The sequence below is a fragment of the Francisella sp. LA112445 genome (assembly GCF_012224145.1).
Classification (GTDB): domain Bacteria; phylum Pseudomonadota; class Gammaproteobacteria; order Francisellales; family Francisellaceae; genus Francisella.
On record NZ_CP041030.1, the window covers coordinates 1269343 to 1284672 of the forward strand.

Sequence of the window (15330 nt, forward strand, 5' to 3'; positions counted from 1 at the left end):
GCTAATTCCCACCGATTCCAGGAGGTTGATTATTTTGAATACCTCCTTGAGGACCATCAAGCATCATTTGTCTACTTAAAGCAGCATCTTCACCACTTGCTGATAAATTATCTTTAATATTTTGCTCTGGAGTTGTAAGGTTTGCTAAATTTGGATTGTCATCTTCAGAGTCTTCTTTTTCAGCTTTTATATGATGGGCTTCGCTATCATTAACTTTACCAAATTTTGAATAAGAATGATCTTCTACTTTTGCATGGTTGCTATGGTACTTTCTATGCATTCCCATTGCATGAGTTTGTAAATCTTGATCTTCCTTCTCTGCTACCTCTACGTTAATATGTCGTTGTGATTCAGTATCATCATTTCTTGAATCTGTTTTCAAACTAGAAGTCTGAGCTAGTTCTGCTTCATCAATTTGACCATCATTATTAGAATCGTTTATTGGATTTGCACTAAATGCTGGTATAACAAGAATTGATGTCAATATTGATGATAATAAAATTTTTCTCATGCTAAATTCCTTATTACAAGTTTTCTTTAATAATACTTTCTAGCTCGATCGTATCTTTTGCAAACTGTCTAATACCTTCAGCTAGCTTATAAGTTGCCATAGCACTTTCATTAAGCAACCAACGGAATTTTGACTCTGTAAGCTCTGGATCTTGTGTTGAAACATCTAAGTCATCAGTTAATGCAGTTTCAAGAGGCTCTTTTCTTTGCTCTAATTCTTCTAGTAACGCTGGGGAAATTGTTAAAGCATCACAACCTGCTAAAGCTATAACTTGCTCAGCATTTCTAAAACTTGCTCCCATAACAATAGTCTTAAAGCCATGTGTTTTAAAAAACTTATAGATAGTTTTAACAGAATTAACACCATCATCATCTTTGATATCTGGGAACCCTTCTAGATTATTTTCTTTTATTTGCCAGTCAGTAATTCTGCCTACAAATGGAGATATCAAGTAAACCCCAGCCTCTGCACATGCTTGAGCCTGAGCCTTATCAAAAATTAGTGTCAAATTACAATTTATACCTTCTTTTTGTAAAATTTTGGCTGCTTTTATACCTTCCCAAGTAGCGGCTATTTTTATCAATACTCGATCTTTGCTAATGCCTTTATCTTCATATTTAGCTATGATTTTTCTAGCATAATCAATAGTCTCTGCTGCATTAAAAGATACTCTAGCATCTACTTCACTTGATACTTTACCATCAATAACTTCAAGTATCTTAATACCAAATGTAACCAATATTTCTATCAATATCTCTTTAACTAGTTCATTGGTATTTAGATTTGGATTTTTTTCTTTAACGCTTTGGATAGTTTGTTTAGCCAAATCAGAGTATTTTTTATCTTTTACAGCTTTCAAAATTAGACTAGGATTTGTAGTTGCATCAACTGGTTTGTACTTTTTTATTAATTCAAAATCGCCTGTATCAGCTACTACCATAGTAACTTTCTTGAGCTGTTCTAATACTGACTGTTGCATATTCTAATAAAATTTATGTCATAATTATTAAAGTATACCGCTTGAAATATATTTAAGTAAATAAATAATCACTATTTTTTAAGATAAATACAAAGAAAATTTATAAGTCAAATGCTACTTAGATGTTAGTCTTATACTTATTTTTAAGTAGTTCAAACATAGCCCTAGCAGCCATCATCTCACCACCTTTAGGTTTTCCAGGCGTACTAGAAGGATTCCATGCCATCATATCAAAGTGTATCCAGTTAGGTGCATCATCATCTTCACCAACAAAATGCTCCATAAATAAAGCTGCTTTTACTGCTCCTGCAAATGGCGATAAATCACAATGAGAAATATCTGCAAACTCAGTTTTTAGGCTTTTTCTATAACAATCTGCTAACGGTAGCCTCCAGACATAATCCTGCATAGATTCCCCGTATTTATAAACTTCATTCGCAACTTCATCATTATTACAAAAAAATGCTGAAATCTCAGTACCAACTGCGACTCTAGCCGCTCCAGTTAAAGTTGAAAAATCTATCAAGTAATCAGGCTTTTTTTGAGCTTCTTCATGTAAAGGCTCTACTAATATAAGTCTACCTTCTGCATCAGTATTAGTTACTTGTACTGTAGTACCATTTTTCATCTTAATTATATCGCTAGGTCGATATGATTTAGCATCAATCGCATTTTCAACTGTTGGAATTACTAAGCTTAAATTTACTGGCAAGTTATATTTCATTATCATATATGCCAGACCTATAGCATTTGCAGATCCACCCATATCTTTATGCATCAGAAGCATTCCTGCTGCAGGCTTAATATCTACTCCACCAGTATCGAAAGCTACACCCTTTCCAACAATTGATATCTTAGGATGCTCTTCATTCCCCCAATTCAATCTAACTAGACGAGGAGGACGGTGGCTTCCTTTACCTACGGTATATATTCCCATGTATCCTTGATTAGCAAGATCTTCACCAACTATCTCACCGAATTTAGCATTAAACTGAGTAGCTAATTGTTTTATAACTGCCGAAATGTCAGCTGGACCCATATCCTCAGCTGGGGTTGTTATCATATCTCTGACAATATAGTTTGCCTCTGTACTTATCAGAATATGCTGATACTCTTGAGGTAAAAACAGTTTTACCTCTGTCTCAGATGTCTTTGACTTATATCTTTCAAATTTATAGCTTGCTAGTGCAAATGCAATATAATATAAGCTTAAATCTTTAATATCTGAATATTCTATATGATAGTGTCCAGATGATAGCTGTGCAGGAAGTTCAGCCATACTAAACATAGATTTTGAAACCAAACAAATAACTTTGTCGACATTACCTTCTAAGTTAGGAATCACTAAAACTGTTTTATTATTATCAAACTGCTTTACAAAGTTTTGTAAAAAGCTACTTTGTTCCTTTAACCAATTAGCAAAGTTCTCTTTTTTAACTAAAAAAACAGGTAAAGAATTTGCACTCTTATCTTGTGTAAAACAAGTTAATTTTGTTGATATATGCATTTTTATAACTCCACATCTTGATCTAAGATTAACCAATTATTAAAGTCTTGTACTGTACTTGGTGTTAATATACCTGCAGTCTTATAAAGACTTAAGAATCCCATAACATAATCAAACTCAGCATTATTTAGCTGAATCAATCTTTTATAATAATCATTTAATAGTATGAAATACTGTGTAATCGTTGTTGTACCTTGCTCATATCTCTGCTTATACTTCTCATAAGCTATTTTAGCTGCTACAACACCTTTACGTAGGTTCATAACCTCTTTTCTTTTTAGCTGTACAAACCTAAATGCATACATCGCATCATTTTCAGCAACCCTACCTGTTTGAATCATATCAAACTCTGAAGATTGATAGTCATACGCAGCCTTTTTAAGTTGAGCATAGTTAGTTCCCCCAGCAAATATATTCCAAGTTAGATTAAGCCCAAAATAAAAAGCATTTACTGTACCTTGTGCTGGTAAAAACTCATCATAAACAGGGTTACCTAATGAACTTACAGCGTTAAACCCAGGAGAGTATTTAACTTCAAAGTTAACCTTAGGCATAAAAGTACCCGTCACAGACTGATAATCATAATACTTACTTTCTTTAGTATGCATAGAACCAAGATACGAAGGGTTACTCCTCATTGCAAGCTCTTCCCATCCCTCTTCTGTATTAGGCGATGGATTTTTTATTTTAAATTTATTACTGTATAAAACTATATCGTCAGTATTGTTTGTGAACTTTTGTAATTGAGCCCTAGCTACTTTTTGCTCTCTCTTTGCTGCTGCATAATCAGCTTGAGCTATATAATAGTTAGCTTTTGCTGTTTCATAATCAGCAATGTCAGCAACACCTGAATCATATTTATTTTGTAACTCATTATAACTTTGTTTGTTTGATTTTAAGTTATAAGAGTTATACTGAACATTCTTTATAGCTTTTGCTAAATTAAAATAAGCATAACTAACATCATATAAAAACTGCTGATAATTTGTTCTATAATCCTGTTGTGCAAATTGAGCAGTTTCTTCTGCTGACTGTAAATCTTTATAAGCACCATAATCATATAATGGTTGAGTTAATGTCACTAGCCCCTGTATTGTATTAAATCTTCCAGTACCTTTATCACCATCAGCTCTTTTCTGACCTTGTAATATATTACCTGCTGTTAGTTGCCCACCAAGATCTATCCTTGGTAATAACTTGCCTAGCTGAATAGCAGGATTCATTTGCTGTGAATCTAATTGATAACCAATATATTTATATTGTGGTGAATTTTTTACGGCCTGTTTAATTGTCGTAGTATAATCAGACACAATACCTTTAGCATAGCCAAGACTACAAAAAGATATGCCTAAAAATATTGATAAATATCTACGTGTTATCTTCAAAATATTACTCTTTTATACTTTTACAAATAAATTTTTCAACCTCAGTCAAAGCAGTATCTATATTTGCCGAGTTATTACCTCCACCCTGAGCCATATCAGGACGACCTCCACCTTTACCATCTATGTGAGAACTCAACTCTTTAGCAATATCGCCTGCTTTTACTAGTGAAGTTAATGTTTTACTTACACCAATTACAAACTGAACTTTGTCAGAGTTTACCGTGCTTAGAACAACGATTATCTTATCATTCTTAGATTTATAATCATCTATCTTTTCACGTAAGGTCTTAACATCTACACCTTCTATATTAGCAACAACTACAGTTTTATCACCATACTTTTGTTCTTTGATATCACTACTTGATCCAGATAATAAATCTTTCTTTAATTTAGCAATCTGTTTTTCTTGGCTTTTTACTTGCTCTAATAAAGATTTTAATTTATCAAAGATATTACTATCATTTGCCTTTAAAGACTCTTTGATAGTAACAACTTTATTCTCCATTTCAAAAGTATAATCAATAGCCTGTTGTGTAGTTATAGCCTCAATTCTTCTAATACCAGAAGCAATACCTCCTTCTGAGACTATCTTAAATAAACCGATATCTCCTGTACGACTTACATGAGTACCACCACAAAACTCTATTGAAAAATCACCCATCGATATTACTCTAACAATATCACCATATTTCTCACCAAAAAGAGCCTCTGCACCCATGTTTTTGGCTTTTTCTTGAGAAGTTTCTATCGTATTAACAGGGTAGTTTATTCTGATCTGTTGATTTACTAGAGTTTCAACCTGTTGGATTTGCTCTCTAGAAATAGCCTTATCATGAGTAAAGTCAAATCTTAGTTTTCTTTCATCAACTAATGATCCCTTTTGCTCTGCATGATCTCCTAGTACAATCTTTAAGGCTTTATGTAATAAATGTGTAGCACTATGATTTGCAGCTATAGCTAATCTTTTTTGATCATTTACTCTTGCAGTTACTTCATCATTTATTCGAAGAGTCCCTTTCGATAATTTACCTATATGTAAGATAGCATTACCTGACTTTTGTACATCTTCAACGATAAACTCTACACCTACTCCTTGAAGAATACCCTTATCACCAACCTGACCTCCAGATTCAGCATAAAAAGGAGTCTTATCTAAAATAATAACGGCTTCTACTTGCTCTGTTAAACTATCTACAGCATCTCCAGCTTGATAAATTTCAAGAACCTTTGCATCCTCTATTAAGGTTGAATATCCTTTAAATTCAGATTTAACCTCAGAGCTAATCATATTGTTATAGTCAATATTAAATTTACCTGCATCTTTTGATCTTTGTTTTTGCTCTTGCATTAGCTTCTGAAAAGTAGTCTCATCAACTTTCAAACCTTTTTCTCTTGCCATATCTGCTGTCAAATCTAGCGGAAAACCATAAGTATCATATAGTTTGAAGGCGACATCTCCAGAGATTGTATTATCTTTTAAGTTTTCTATCTCTGCTTCAAATATTTTTATACCATTTTCAATAGTTTTTAAGAAAAGCTCTTCTTCTTTTATTAAAGTTTTTTCTATAAGCTCTCTTTTTTCAACTAGTTGAGGATATGCTTGTCCCATTTGATTAATTAGCTCTTCAACAAGCTTATAAAAAAATACCTCATTTGCACCTAGTTTATTACCGTGACGAATTGCGCGACGGATAATTCTACGTAAAACATATCCTCTACCTTCATTAGATGGTAAAACACCATCTGCGATTAAAAATGCACAAGAACGAATATGATCTGCAATCACTTTTAAGGATGCTGAGTTATTATCCGTAGCATTTGTAATTTGCTGAGCCTTTTTAATCAAAGCTTGGAAAAGATCTATCTCGTAGTTACTATGCACATCTTGTAAAACAGCAGCTATTCTCTCTAACCCCATTCCTGTATCTACTGAAGGTCTTGGCAAATCTGTAGTGCTACCATCAGCATGACGATTATATTGCATAAATACAATATTCCATATCTCAATGTACCTATCACCATCTTCATCAGGAGTTCCTGGCAACCCCCCAGATACATCCTCACCATGATCATAAAAAATCTCAGTACATGGACCACATGGACCAGTGTCCCCCATTGACCAAAAATTATCAGCTGTATCTATGCGAATAATTCTCTCTTGCGGTAAACCAATATTATTATGCCAAACATCAAAAGCCTCATCATCGGTAGCGTATATAGTCACCCACAATCTATCAACAGGAAGCTTAATTTCTTTAGTCAAAAACTCCCAAGCAAACTCAATAGCTTCTTTCTTAAAATAATCTCCAAAGCTAAAATTGCCTAACATCTCAAAAAATGTATGATGTCTTGCAGTGTAGCCAACATTATCTAAATCGTTGTGTTTACCACCTGCTCTTAAACATTTTTGTACAGTCACAGCACGGGAAAAATCTTTTTTCTCAGCTCCCAGAAAAACATCTTTAAATTGAACCATTCCAGCATTTGTAAAAAGTAATGTTTCATCTCCAAATGGAATCAGTGAAGAACTTAGCTGATGTGAATGGTCTTTCGACTTAAAATAATTTATAAATTTATTACGTAACTCTTTAGTAGTAATCATGATTTACCTTTCAAGTAGATATTGCTACAGATTTCTTAATTTAAACAAATAAAACAGTCAATATTATAAACTATTTTACTAAATAAAATAAACTCTACTGATCGCATTTAACTATAATTACATATATAATCTTGTTTATATCGTTATTTTAAGATTTTAAGATGAAGAAAAATAAAAAAAATAAGGTTGTAGTTATTTTAGTGACTTTAATTGCACTAGTATTGATATTTACCTCAACTGGATATTATTTTTACCATAAATCAGTGCTTAAAAAACAAGAAGAAGCAAAAAAAGCGACTGAGCTTGCAGCTATGCCTAAACCATCAAGCTATTGTCTAATGACATATGAAATATCTACAGATAATGGTAAAACATGGACTAAAAAAGTTATAGACAATGGGCAAAAAGTCACTTACCAAGCTGAATGTTGGAAAAAATATCTTGAAATTATTAAAGATTTTCAACCAGAGACTGCTAAAGATGGTAGTTGGATAGGTAAAATGAAAGATGGAAAACTAATATCTAAACCATCTTTACAGATATCAGAGCAACCTTTTGATCCAAATGCTAAACAGCCAAAGACTGAATCGCCTCCCCAAGAAGATCCGACAAATGATTACGAGGCGAACCTACAACCTTCAAATTAATTAAATATTTGAAACCTTTTGGTGATATTTTTTTATAATCTTATTTTTTATTTCCGTATTCTCTAGGGAACTAAAGTTTTCTAAGTAACTTTCACTTTCTACCAGGTTCCCTTCATAAAGGAATCTTAGACTATTTTTGCACTTTAAGTCTTTTGGATAGGAATTCTTTTTGATTTGATACCATGCTGATAATCTACTTATATCATCAGCTGAAACTATAAACAGATGTTTTTTCACCCGAGTAATAGCAACATAAAATAGCCTTCTTTCTTCCTCAATAACTTCATCAGAAATCTTGGTATTCTTATCACCAAAAAAACCACCTTCAGTAACATCATGGACAACCACATAATCCCATTCAAGACCTTTAGCCCTATGCATTGACATTATCTGAATTTGATCTGGATCATTACTGTCTTGCTGATTAGATTTAAGGTAAAGATTATGCAATAGCTCAATAAACTCAACTAGTGAACTTTTTTTACTCTTTGCAAAACTAGCTATGCCATCTATGATCTGAAGCTTTGATTTACTTGAATGAGTCTCGCCTGATACTTTAGAAATTTGTTTTTCTAAGTCTAAATTTTCTAAAATAAAGTTTATCGCACGCTCAGATTTTTTTATTCTAGTATTGTTGAAAATAGCTCTCCAACTACTTGAAACTGCTAATATATTTTTTTCTTTAAAAGGCTTATCTACTGTTTCTGTGAGATTTGCTATTAAAGTCATAGCTTGGGAAACATCTTTAGCTATTTCTTGTGCTAATTTTTGCTTAATATCTTTTTTTAAATATAGTGATGGATAATCTAGCATTGACTTTATAAACTCAACACGCTGTTCTTCGGTATGTTTTTCAAAACCATAACCTTTATTAAACAACATCAAGTAGCCATATATTGCTTTAAAAAGATTCTCACTGAAAATATTTTTGTCAGCAACAACATTATAAGCTAAATCATTATACAAACAACTTAGCTCAAAAACTGTGGTTGAATTATACTTACGGACTAGTATCGCAATCTGATCTGCTTTTACACCACTATCAATCAAAGCCTTTAATTTTAAAACAACCTTATCACTGTTATCTAAGATACTAATATCTGTAGTTTTATCTTCTAACTTTGGATATGTTATGCATAAATTATTATGGCGCTTCTTATTATTAGTAATAATATTGTTTGCCATAAGAGAGACCAAATCCCCATAACGAAATGTATAAGATAATTGATATTGTGTTACATTTTTAAAATCTTTTTTAAATCCTTCTAACATATAGTATGGTGTTGAACCAAGCCACTGATAGATAGTTTGATCCACATCTCCAACAGCCATTACATAGGTATTATCACCAACTAAACATTTTAGAAAAAATTGTTGTGCTTGATTTATATCTTGATACTCATCAATAATTATATATGAATATAAGTTATTTGCTCGAGCAACACTTGAGCTATCTTTTTCAAATAGCTTTGCTGGCAAATATATCATATCATCGTATGTAATTGCTTTTTGCTTTTCACATTCTTTATTAAACTCAACAAAGACCTTATCTAGGAGTTTTTTCTCTTTTGCACTTAGCTCTTTTATCCTTTGGTTACTCAAAGTAAGGTCAGACTTAAGTAGTGAAATATACTCTTTAAAACTCTCTACCCTTTCATTATCAATATCTTTGGTTATTTTAAACTCTTTTTGATATAGCTTTAACAATTTTTGAATAATGCTGTCTACTTCATACTCTTTAAGAATCTTTTCAATCTTAAGATAGCCTGCTTTTGCAAAAGCTTGTAAAAAGCTATTACCTAACGAATGCATTGTTCGAACATTGATTAATCTAGATATTTCAGGTCTAAGAACTCTCTTAAGCCTATTGGCAAAGTCAAGTTGGGCTGATTTATTATACATCAATACCAGTATTTTATTTGGCGCAACTCCTTTAGATATTAAGTACTCAATTCTAGCAATAAGAGTTTGAGTTTTCCCACTACCAGCAACAGCTGAGACTAACGCATGCTTATTGATATCATGATTGATAATTTTTTGTTGTTCAGATGTATATTGCATTTATTCTTGCGGTAACTCTTGATCTATTTTTTCGGAAGATTCTTTTTTAGGCTGAGAAAAACTTTTGTTTGTAAAGATTCTTGCAACTATATAACTAAACGTTAAAACAATCTCTTTTAGGACATTAGCAACAAATTTCACCAATACTAATACTGTAACGCCTAGATATTTAATATAGCTAAATATATTTATACTTGCCCTTTTATCCTTAATGAATCTAAATGGTGTAAATATAAATAAAGCTAAACTAATCATAACAATATAAGAGAAAATCGACCCAAGTAGTTGTTCATACCATTGAGCAAACCTGTAAAACAAAACTATTCCAATAGCTGTCAAAATTACTAGTAATAAAAATAAAAATAAACTTTTCTTCTTCATAGTCATTACTCCTAAAATCTTAAGTTGAGATAATGATACCATTATTTTATTATAACTTGTGTTATAATCTTAGATCAAAATTATAGAACTTAAAACTAATTTAAATAATATGACTACAGACCAAAGATTACATATTGTGACAGAAGCACTAGATGATCTAAAAGGATTAGACATCCAAACTATCGATGTAGAACATCTAACAGATATGATGGACAAAGTTGTAATTTGTACAGCTTCATCAACTACTCATGCTAAGGCTCTATCAAAAAATCTTGAACAAGAACTTAAGAAAAACAAAGTCTCTATCTTAGGTATCGAAGGTGATAATAAATCTGACTGGATCTTAGTGGATACTGGAGACATTGTAGCTCATATAATGCTTGAAGAAACTAGAAATCTATATGCATTAGAAAAACTTTGGGACATCAAACGTACTGACAGCTAATTATGAAGCTTAAGCTTTCTTTACAACAGTGGCAGAAAGTTAAAGACTACGCCCTTAACGAGCTAAACTTATCATCAATCTCAAGAGCTGACTGTGATCTTTCTGAATATATACCATACTATAATCAATGGATAGAAAAGGGATACCATGCAGATCTTGATTACATGGTTAAGCATGGTTCAAAAAGATATATCCCTGATGAACTAGTTCCTGGCACAAACAGTGTTATTGTTGCTACGTTAAACTATCTTAATCGACCAGTATCAATAAAATCTGAAGTCAAAAAACTAAGAACAACAGATGATATTGCTGATATTTCAATATATGCTCATGGTCGAGACTATCATAAAGTAATGAAGAAGAAGTTACAAAGATTAGGGCAATATATTGATGATCTAACCGGTGGACATCAATTTAGAGTATTTACAGATAGTGCCCCTGTATTAGAAAGACCTCTAGCTGAAAAAGCTGGACTTGGTTGGCAAGGTAAAAGCTCGATGTTAATGAACAAAACTCAAGGATCATTCTTTTTTATTGGTGTTATATATAGCAATTTAGATCTATCTAAACTTCCTAACCAAGCTAAACACGTTGACTCATGTGGAAAGTGCCAAGCATGTATCAAGCTTTGCCCTACAGGTGCTATACAACCAGGAAAAATGATTGATTCTCGAAAATGTGTATCCTATTTAACAATTGAAAATAAAAATGCTATACCATTAGAGCTTAGAGATAAAATAGGAACTAGAATATATGGCTGTGATGATTGTCAACTAGTTTGCCCATTTAATGATGATGCGCCGACAACAACTGAAAAAGATTTTCAACAAAGAGATTTTTTAGTGAACAAACCTTTACTAGAGCTATTTGCATGGACAAAAGATGATTTTGATAAATATACTCAAGGATCTGCCATTCGTAGGATAGGCTATGATGCTTGGATGAGAAATATAGCCATAGCAATAGGAAATTCACCATATAATGAGAGAAATATTCAAGCTTTGATAGCTAAAAAAGATGATTTTAGAAACAACCCTCTATTATTAGAGCATATTAGCTGGGCGATAAACAAACAACAAAGATTAGCTCAAAAAGAACATAAATGATTGTGATTTATGTATTGTTTGTTAGAATTGCTAGAGAATACTTTTATAAAAACAAAGGAGAATTTGAATAATGAAATTAACTAAGACTCTACTTGTAGCTCCATTAGTAGCTGGAGCTTTAATTAGTTCTAGTTTTGCAGCAACAGATACAAAATCTAACATAAGTTACTCAGTTGGATATACTATGGGTAAAACTTTACAAGCTCAAATGCAACAAAACAATGTAACTGCTGATAGCCAACAAGTTGTTGATGGCCTAAAAGATGGTATTAATGCTAAAAAACCTAAACTTACTCCTGAACAAATGCAAACTGCCATGATGGATTTTCAAAAACAAGCTATGGCTGCACAAAAAAACTCAAAGTAAGTGACTGAAGCTAAAGGAGTAAAAAATGACTAAGAAAAAACTTTTAAAAGCATTAGCTGTAGCAGCTATTACAACTAGCTTAGTTGCTTGTTCTAATAGTGGTAGTGATGATAGTTCTTCAACTACTAGTGCTAGCACAAACTCAGGTTCTACAGTAGCTGCAACTCAAAAGACAACTGATACAACTAGTGATAATGTTAAATCTAACGCTAGCTATACTATTGGTTATGGTATGGGTTCTAGTATTGCTCAAGATCCAAATCTAAAAAGCTATGGCATATACAAAGATAGAGTAGTTGCTGGATTTGAAGATGCGATGAACTCTAAGAAGCCCGAAATCTCTGAGCAAGAGATAAAAGACAATATGGATTCACTTCGTCAAACAATGATGACGGAGATGAGCCAAAAAAGAGTAGCTAGCTTCCTTAAAGTTAAAGATACTATGTATAACTCAGACTTAACACCTAAATCAGATGTTAAGAATCCTAATGTTGTGATATATGAATTCTTTGACTATCAGTGTATGTACTGCTCAAAAGTTGCTCCTGAGATTGAGAAAATCATGAAAGATAATAAAGATGTTCAAGTTGTCTTTGGTGAGTTCCCTATCTTTGGTCAAAGAGCTCCTGCATCAGAATATGCTGCAGAAGTTGGAACAGCTATATACAAATTATATGGTGCTGATGCTTATGTTAAGTATCATAATGGTATATTTGCTACAGGTGAAGATGAAGGTAAACTAACTGATTCAACTGTAAATAAAGTAGCTACACAAGCTGGTGCTAAGATTGATGCTGTTAAGAAAGCTATTAAAGATGATAAGATAGCAGCTCATGTAAAATCCACTTTAGAAATGGGCTTTAAAGACCTTAATATTCAAGGGACTCCTTTCTTAGTAGTTGCTCCACTTAAAGGTGCTAATGCTGATAACACTACTGTAATAGGTGGTTATACAAGCGCTGCTAATATCCAACAAGCAGTAAACAAAGCTAAAGCTAGCGATAAAGCCCCTGCAATAGCAGCGCCTAAAGCTACTACTTCAGCGCAATCTAAATAATTCTAAAACTATCTAATATTTAATTTTCTAAGAGCATAAATTAGAACTATAAAGCAAATTTATTTGTTATAATATGATCTCTCATTAATAATCTTAATTTCTAAAATGTTTCAATTAAGAAAAGGTAGTAAATACCTTGTTTTCTTTGTGGTAATCTTTGTTGCATTACCTCCTTTTGCTATTGATACTTATATTCCTGCATTTGGAAGTATTAGCAACTTCTTTCAAGTAAACGTAAGTATTCTATCTATTACAATCTCAACTTATCTTATTGGCTTTGGTGTCGGCATGGTTTTCTGGGGAGCTCTATCAGATAGATTCGGCCGAAAAAACATTCTTATCATTGGCATGCTCATATATGTTTTAAGTACTATACTATGCTCATTTACCCATGATTTTAATACACTAGTATTTATGAGATTTCTGCAAGGTTTAGGAGATTCTCCTGCAGCTGTTGCAGCATCAGCAATATTAAAAGACTGTTACCGAGGGCAAAAACTTATAAAAATGATGGCTACAATGGCTATGATATTTATGATCGCTCCAATAGTTGCTCCTATTGTTGGTAGTTTAATTATTTTCACAACTGGAAGGTGGCAAGATATTTTCCACTTTCTAACAATTTATGGAATTATACTACTTTTAATAACCTTGATAATCCCTGAGACACTTATATCATATAATAGATCTAAAAATATACTATCTAGCTTTAGTGTCTATTTTAAACACTTACTAAATATTCCATTTATGGCAGCATGTTTAGTCGGTGGACTTTGTTTTGGAGCATTTTTTAGTTTTATTAGCTCATCATCAAACTTAATCATAGAGTACTTTAAGCTTGGGTATACTCAGTATTGTATACTTTTTGCCTTAAATATTCTTGGGATCTTATTCGCTAGTTATTATATAAGAAGAAAAGTAACTTCTTCTAATCAAAGATATTTCATATTTGCTAGTTATATATCTGCAGTTGTGATTATAACTGTAAATATTTTAGCTTCAGAGTTTTTTGAAAACATCTACTTATTTATTATTTTAAATACTCTTGCAACAGCTAGTATTTCTCTAATAAACCTAATCACATCAACAAAAGCTATCGATATATTAAAAGAAGGTTTTGGGGCTGGAAATGCTATTATTAGACTTACAAGATTTATTGCAGGAGGAGTTGCAGGATTTCTTCTAAGCTTTTTATCAATATCAGATTTGATGGTAGACATTCCTGCACAACAACTAGGCTTTATAATTTTATCTATACTTATCTTTATGATGATTAAAAATAGATTATTTCCAGTAAAGGCTTAATTAAAATATTTTTTTATGTGTATGACAGTAAGGCAATGTCCCTTGCTTCATATAGTAATCTAAATGATAATCTTCTGCTACATAATAAGGCTTCATCTGTCTAACCTCTGTAGCCACTTTATATCCTTTTTGGATTAGAGTGTCCTTGATATTTTCTGCAATTTGTTTTTGCTTATTATCATAATAGAATATTGCTGATTTATATTGCTCACCGATATCTGGACCTTGACCATCAGCTTGCTCAAAATCATGAATTTCAAAGAAATATTTTAATAAAGAGTCTAGAGTAAGTTTTGACTTATCAAAAATTATCCTAACAACTTCTAGATAACCTGTATCACCATTACATACTTGTTTATAGTTTGGATACGGTTGATCTCCACCACAATAACCTGATTCAGCAAATAAAACTCCATCAAGTTTTTTCATATAGTACTCAACACCCCAAAAGCATCCTGCTGCAACTATTATTTCTTCAGTTTCACCAAAATTTTCACTCGCTATAAAATCAACAGAAGCTGAATTTACACAATAACGCGTATTTAGCTTTGTATAGCCTTCACCATGGAAAATATGCCCTAAATGTCCATCACAAGTATTACACAATATTTCTGTCCTTCTACCATCTGCATCAGGAAGCTCTTTGACATTATTATCTATATGAATATCATAACTAGGCCAACCACAAGTTGATATAAACTTACTATCAGCTTTAAATAAAGGAGTGGCACAATTTCTGCAGATGTATACACCCTTTTGATCTAAATCATTATATCTACCTGTAAATGGTTGCTCTGTATCTTTATTTATTATAATTGCGTACTCTTTTGGAGTTAAACTTTTTGTCTTAAACACTCTAACACCTCTATGTATTAAATATTGTTAATAATTATTATATAAACTTTTGAAAAAGTATATTCTAATCTACAATATTTAGATGATATTAGTAGATATTTTGTAGCAAATATAGGAGTAAA

At 32.1% G+C, this 15330-nt stretch carries 13 protein-coding genes and 1 pseudogene; 6 read left to right on the forward strand and 8 right to left on the reverse strand.

What is annotated here, in order from left to right; all coding sequences use genetic code 11:
- Position 1: 1 nt before the first annotated feature.
- The 5 genes from FIP56_RS06215 to alaS form a co-directional block, all read right to left on the reverse strand.
- Positions 2-511 (reverse strand): hypothetical protein, encoded by a 510-nt coding sequence (locus FIP56_RS06215; RefSeq protein WP_192576960.1) that lies wholly within the window; start codon positions 509-511, stop codon positions 2-4.
- A 13-nt stretch (positions 512-524) separates the two neighbouring features.
- On the reverse strand, positions 525-1490 hold the full coding sequence (gene tal, locus FIP56_RS06220) for a transaldolase (protein WP_192578078.1): 966 nt from the start codon (positions 1488-1490) through the stop codon (positions 525-527).
- Between the two features lie 118 nt (positions 1491-1608).
- Positions 1609-2997 carry a leucyl aminopeptidase family protein gene (locus FIP56_RS06225; RefSeq protein WP_192578079.1) on the reverse strand — a complete coding sequence of 463 codons (1389 nt, stop codon included), beginning with the start codon at positions 2995-2997 and terminating at the stop codon, positions 1609-1611.
- A 2-nt stretch (positions 2998-2999) separates the two neighbouring features.
- Positions 3000-4382 carry a TolC family protein gene (locus tag FIP56_RS06230; RefSeq protein WP_192578080.1) on the reverse strand — a complete coding sequence of 461 codons (1383 nt, stop codon included), beginning with the start codon at positions 4380-4382 and terminating at the stop codon, positions 3000-3002.
- A gap of 4 nt (positions 4383-4386) precedes the next feature.
- Complete coding sequence (alaS, locus tag FIP56_RS06235; RefSeq protein WP_192578081.1) at positions 4387-6984, reverse strand: alanine--tRNA ligase; 2598 nt, start codon at positions 6982-6984, stop codon at positions 4387-4389.
- A 161-nt stretch (positions 6985-7145) separates the two neighbouring features.
- Here alaS and FIP56_RS06240 point away from each other — a divergent pair, with 161 nt between their 5' ends.
- Positions 7146-7631: a hypothetical protein gene (locus FIP56_RS06240; protein WP_192578082.1), complete on the forward strand. Its 486-nt coding sequence runs from the start codon at positions 7146-7148 to the stop codon at positions 7629-7631.
- Here the strand turns inward: FIP56_RS06240 and FIP56_RS06245 are convergent, their stop codons facing one another.
- Both FIP56_RS06245 and FIP56_RS06250 read right to left on the reverse strand, forming a co-directional pair.
- The gene (locus tag FIP56_RS06245; protein ID WP_192578083.1) at positions 7632-9692 is read right to left on the reverse strand and encodes an ATP-dependent helicase; all 2061 of its coding nucleotides are present in this window, start codon (positions 9690-9692) and stop codon (positions 7632-7634) included.
- Complete coding sequence (locus tag FIP56_RS06250; protein WP_245323058.1) at positions 9693-10073, reverse strand: hypothetical protein; 381 nt, start codon at positions 10071-10073, stop codon at positions 9693-9695.
- A gap of 109 nt (positions 10074-10182) precedes the next feature.
- On the opposite strand from FIP56_RS06250, the gene rsfS reads away from it, so the two are divergent.
- From rsfS to FIP56_RS06275, 5 genes and pseudogenes are all read left to right on the forward strand, one after another.
- Complete coding sequence (gene rsfS, locus FIP56_RS06255) at positions 10183-10518, forward strand: ribosome silencing factor (RefSeq protein WP_150468296.1); 336 nt, start codon at positions 10183-10185, stop codon at positions 10516-10518.
- Positions 10519-10520: 2 nt separating this feature from the next.
- Entirely contained in the window at positions 10521-11624 is a 1104-nt protein-coding gene (gene queG, locus FIP56_RS06260) for a tRNA epoxyqueuosine(34) reductase QueG (protein WP_192578084.1), read from the forward strand.
- 70 nt (positions 11625-11694) lie between these two features.
- Positions 11695-11991, forward strand: coding sequence for an FKBP-type peptidyl-prolyl cis-trans isomerase N-terminal domain-containing protein (locus tag FIP56_RS06265; protein ID WP_192578085.1), 297 nt, complete (start codon positions 11695-11697; stop codon positions 11989-11991).
- Between the two features lie 25 nt (positions 11992-12016).
- Positions 12017-12991 (forward strand): annotated as a pseudogene (locus tag FIP56_RS06270) (thioredoxin domain-containing protein); the annotation flags it as partial.
- 162 nt (positions 12992-13153) lie between these two features.
- Positions 13154-14353, forward strand: a complete 1200-nt coding sequence (locus FIP56_RS06275; RefSeq protein WP_192578087.1) for a Bcr/CflA family efflux MFS transporter — start codon at positions 13154-13156, stop codon at positions 14351-14353.
- On the opposite strand, the gene FIP56_RS06280 is transcribed toward FIP56_RS06275, so the two are convergent.
- Positions 14354-15208, reverse strand: coding sequence for a bifunctional methionine sulfoxide reductase B/A protein (locus FIP56_RS06280; protein ID WP_192578088.1), 855 nt, complete (start codon positions 15206-15208; stop codon positions 14354-14356). It abuts the gene before it with no gap.
- Positions 15209-15330: the final 122 nt, after the last annotated feature.

Excerpts from the sequence above, each read along its gene's own strand:
- FIP56_RS06245 (WP_192578083.1), bottom strand. The coding sequence starts at position 9,692 with ATGCAATATACATCTGAACAACAAAAAATTATCAATCATGATATCAAT.
- FIP56_RS06265 (WP_192578085.1), top strand. The coding sequence starts at position 11,695 with ATGAAATTAACTAAGACTCTACTTGTAGCTCCATTAGTAGCTGGAGCT.
- FIP56_RS06250 (WP_245323058.1), bottom strand. The coding sequence starts at position 10,073 with ATGAAGAAGAAAAGTTTATTTTTATTTTTATTACTAGTAATTTTGACA.
- FIP56_RS06275 (WP_192578087.1), top strand. The coding sequence starts at position 13,154 with ATGTTTCAATTAAGAAAAGGTAGTAAATACCTTGTTTTCTTTGTGGTA.
- tal (WP_192578078.1), bottom strand. The coding sequence starts at position 1,490 with ATGCAACAGTCAGTATTAGAACAGCTCAAGAAAGTTACTATGGTAGTA.
- rsfS (WP_150468296.1), top strand. The coding sequence starts at position 10,183 with ATGACTACAGACCAAAGATTACATATTGTGACAGAAGCACTAGATGAT.
- FIP56_RS06225 (WP_192578079.1), bottom strand. The coding sequence starts at position 2,997 with ATGCATATATCAACAAAATTAACTTGTTTTACACAAGATAAGAGTGCA.
- queG (WP_192578084.1), top strand. The coding sequence starts at position 10,521 with ATGAAGCTTAAGCTTTCTTTACAACAGTGGCAGAAAGTTAAAGACTAC.
- FIP56_RS06240 (WP_192578082.1), top strand. The coding sequence starts at position 7,146 with ATGAAGAAAAATAAAAAAAATAAGGTTGTAGTTATTTTAGTGACTTTA.
- FIP56_RS06215 (WP_192576960.1), bottom strand. The coding sequence starts at position 511 with ATGAGAAAAATTTTATTATCATCAATATTGACATCAATTCTTGTTATA.
- alaS (WP_192578081.1), bottom strand. The coding sequence starts at position 6,984 with ATGATTACTACTAAAGAGTTACGTAATAAATTTATAAATTATTTTAAG.